The 3,388-nt window shown below is 73.5% G+C and carries 1 protein-coding gene; it reads left to right on the plus strand.

What is annotated here, in order from left to right:
• The first annotated feature begins 139 nt into the window (after positions 1-139).
• The gene (locus ABZ885_RS37935) at positions 140-3,193 is read left to right on the plus strand and encodes a glycoside hydrolase family 38 C-terminal domain-containing protein (RefSeq protein WP_360199261.1); all 3,054 of its coding nucleotides are present in this window, start codon (positions 140-142) and stop codon (positions 3,191-3,193) included.
• Positions 3,194-3,388 lie beyond the last annotated feature (195 nt).

Below are 3,388 nucleotides of genomic sequence, written 5' to 3' on the forward strand. Positions count from 1 at the left end.
ACCTCGGGTCGGACTGCCCTGAGCGTGACGCTGCCGTCGCCGGCGAGTTCGAGGCCGCGATCGACCGCAACCAGCCCGGCCACGGCTGACGGCCGCGTCCCCCCGTCCACCCCTCAGTACCGCAACGGAGCCTGCTGACATGCACGATGACCGCACCCTGGTCGAGTCCCGCCTCAAGCGCGTCCTGGACGAGCGCATCCGCCCCGCGGTCCACCCCGCGTCCGTTCCGCTGGAGGTGTCGGTCTGGACGGCGCCCGGCGAGCCCGTCCCGGTCGCCGAGGGCCTGGCCGCGCCGCGCACCCCGATCGCGGCCGGCGACGCCTGGGGCGCGCCCTGGGGCACCAGCTGGATCACCGTCACCGGCACCGTCCCCGCCGAGTGGGCCGGGCGGACGGTCGAGGCGCTGCTCGACCTCGGCTTCGACGCCAACATGCCCGGCTTCCAGTGCGAGGGCCTGGTGTACCGCCCGGACGGCACCCCGGTGAAGGGCCTCAACCCGCAGAACCAGTGGGTCCGGATCGCCGCCCCGGCGGCCGGCGGCGAGCGGGTCGAGCTGCACGTCGAGGCCGCGTCCAATCCGGTCATCCTCGACTACCACCCCTTCCTGCCCACCGAGTTGGGCGACCGCGAGACCGCCGGGTCCGAACTGCAGTACAAGCTGGCGCGGATGGACCTCGCCGTCTTCGACGAGACGGTCTGGGAGCTGGTGATGGACCTTGAGGTGCTCGGCGAGCTGATGGCCGAGCTGCCGGTCGAGGGCGCCCGCCGCTGGGAGGTGCTGCGCGCGGTCGAGCGGGCGCTCGACACCGTCGACCTGCAGGACGTCAACGGCACCGCGGCCGCGGCCCGTGCGCAGCTCGCCGGGGTGCTGGCCTCGCCCGCCGCACCGTCCGCGCACCGGATCAGCGCGGTCGGCCACGCCCACATCGACTCGGCCTGGCTCTGGCCGCTGCGCGAGACCGTCCGCAAGGTCGCCCGGACCACCGCCAACATGACGGCGCTGCTGGAGGACGAGCCGGACTTCGTCTACACCATGTCCCAGGCGCAGCAGTACGCCTGGATCAAGGAGCACCGGCCCGAGGTGTACGCGCGGGTCAAGAAGGCCGTCGCGGACGGACGGTTCGTGCCGGCCGGCGGCATGTGGGTGGAGTCGGACACCAACATGCCCTCCTCGGAGGCGATGGCCCGGCAGTTCGTCCACGGCAAGCGGTTCTTCCTGGAGGAGTTCGGGGTCGAGAACCAGGAGGCCTGGCTGCCGGACACCTTCGGCTTCACCGGCGGGCTGCCGCAGATCATCCGCAACGCGGGCTCCAAGTGGCTGCTCACGCAGAAGATCTCGTGGAGCCAGGTCAACAGGTTCCCGCACCACACCTTCCTCTGGGAGGGCATCGACGGCACCCGGATCTTCACCCACTTCCCGCCGGTGGACACCTACAACTGCTCCATGAAGGGCAGCGAGATCGCCCACGCGGCGAGGAACTTCAAGGACAAGGGAGTCGCCCGGCACTCGATCGCACCGACCGGCTGGGGCGACGGCGGCGGCGGCACCACCCGGGAGATGGTCGCCAAGGCCGCCCGGCTGCGGGACTTGGAGGGCTCGGCCACCGTCCGCTGGGAGCGGCCCGCCGACTTCTTCGCCAAGGCGCAGGCCGAGTACCCGCAACCGCCGGTCTGGGTCGGCGAGTTGTACCTGGAGCTGCACCGGGCGACGCTGACCAGCCAGGCGAGGACCAAGCAGGGCAACCGCCGCAGCGAGAACCTGCTGCGCGAGGCCGAGCTGTGGTGCGCCACCGCCGCGCTGCGCACCGGACTGCCCTACCCGTACGAGGAGTTGGACCGGATCTGGAAGACGGTGCTGTTGCACCAGTTCCACGACATCCTGCCCGGCTCCTCGATCGCCTGGGTGCACCGCGAGGCGGAGGCCACCTACGCGGGGCTCGCGGCGGAGCTGGAGCGGCTGATCGGCCGGGCGCAGCAGGCTCTGGCCGGGGACGCGGCGGGCGGGCGGGCGCTGGTGTTCAACGCGGCCCCGCACGCCCGGGCCGGGGTGCCGGCCGGCGGCGCGGCCGCCGCACCCGACGGCGGCTCCGGCTGCTCGGTCACCGCGCGGGCGGAGGGCGGCTTCGTACTCGCCAACGGGCTGCTCTCGGTGACGGTGGACGGCGACGGCCTGGTGGTCTCGGCGGTCGACCTGGCCACCGGCCGCGAGACGGTCGCCCCCGGCGCCCGCGCCAACCTGCTCCAACTGCACCCGGATTTCCCGAACATGTGGGACGCCTGGGACGTGGACCAGTTCTACCGCAACACGGTCACCGACCTGACCGCGGCGGACTCGGTGGCCGTCGTCGCCGACACGCCGGACGCCGCCGCCGTCCGGGTGACCCGCTCCTTCGGCGCGTCGACGGCGGTCCAGACGCTCGCCCTGCACGCGGGCGAGCGGCGGCTGGACATCGACACCGAGGTGGACTGGCACGAGACGGAGAAGTTCCTCAAGGCGGCCTTCCCGCTGGACGTGCACACCGAGCGGTACGCCGCCGAGACCCAGTTCGGCCACCTGTACCGGCCCACCCACACCAACACCAGCTGGGAGGCGGCCAAGTTCGAGGCCTGCAACCACCGCTTCGTCCACCTGGACGAGCCCGGCTGGGGCGTCGCGCTGGTCACCGCCTCCACCTACGGCCACGACGTCACCCGGACGGTGCGCGACGGCGACGGCGGCACCACCACGACGGTGCGGTTCTCGCTGCTGCGCGCCCCGCGCTTCCCCGACCCGCGCACCGACCAGGGCCTGCACCGGTTCCGGCACGCCCTGGTGCCGGGCGCCGGGATCGCCGACGCCGTCCGCGAGGGCTACCTGATCAGCCTGCCCGAGCGCACGGTCACCGGCTCCGTGGACGCGGTCCGGCCGCTGGTGGAGCTGGACGCGGACGCCCTCGTGGTGAGCGCGGTCAAGCTCGCCGACGACGGCAGCGGCGACCTGGTCGTCCGCGTCTACGAGGCGCACGGCGGCCGCGCCCGGGGCCGGCTCGGCACCTCGTTCCCGCTGGCCGGGGCGGTGCCCTGCGACCTGCTGGAGCGGCCGTGGGACGGCACCCGCGGCGAGGTGACGGCGGACGGCGACGGGGTGACGCTCGCGCTGCGGCCGTTCGAGCTGGTCACCCTGCGGCTGACGCCGGCCTCGCCGGCCTCCTGATCAGCTCGTCCTGCTGATCGGGGCCCGGCCTGCTGATCGGGGCCGTCCCGCTGCTCAAGGCCCGTCCCGCTGGTCAGGGCCCGTCCGACCCGACCGGCGGGGCGGACCCTAGGCTGTCCGTCGTGCCCTACCCGCCGGGGGCGACGGAACCGTCCCGCCACTTAGTGCTTGATCGCCCCGCGATTTAAGGCAACC

Source organism: Kitasatospora sp. NPDC047058 (genome assembly GCF_040643935.1).
In the GTDB taxonomy this organism is placed as follows: Bacteria; Actinomycetota; Actinomycetes; order Streptomycetales; family Streptomycetaceae; genus Kitasatospora.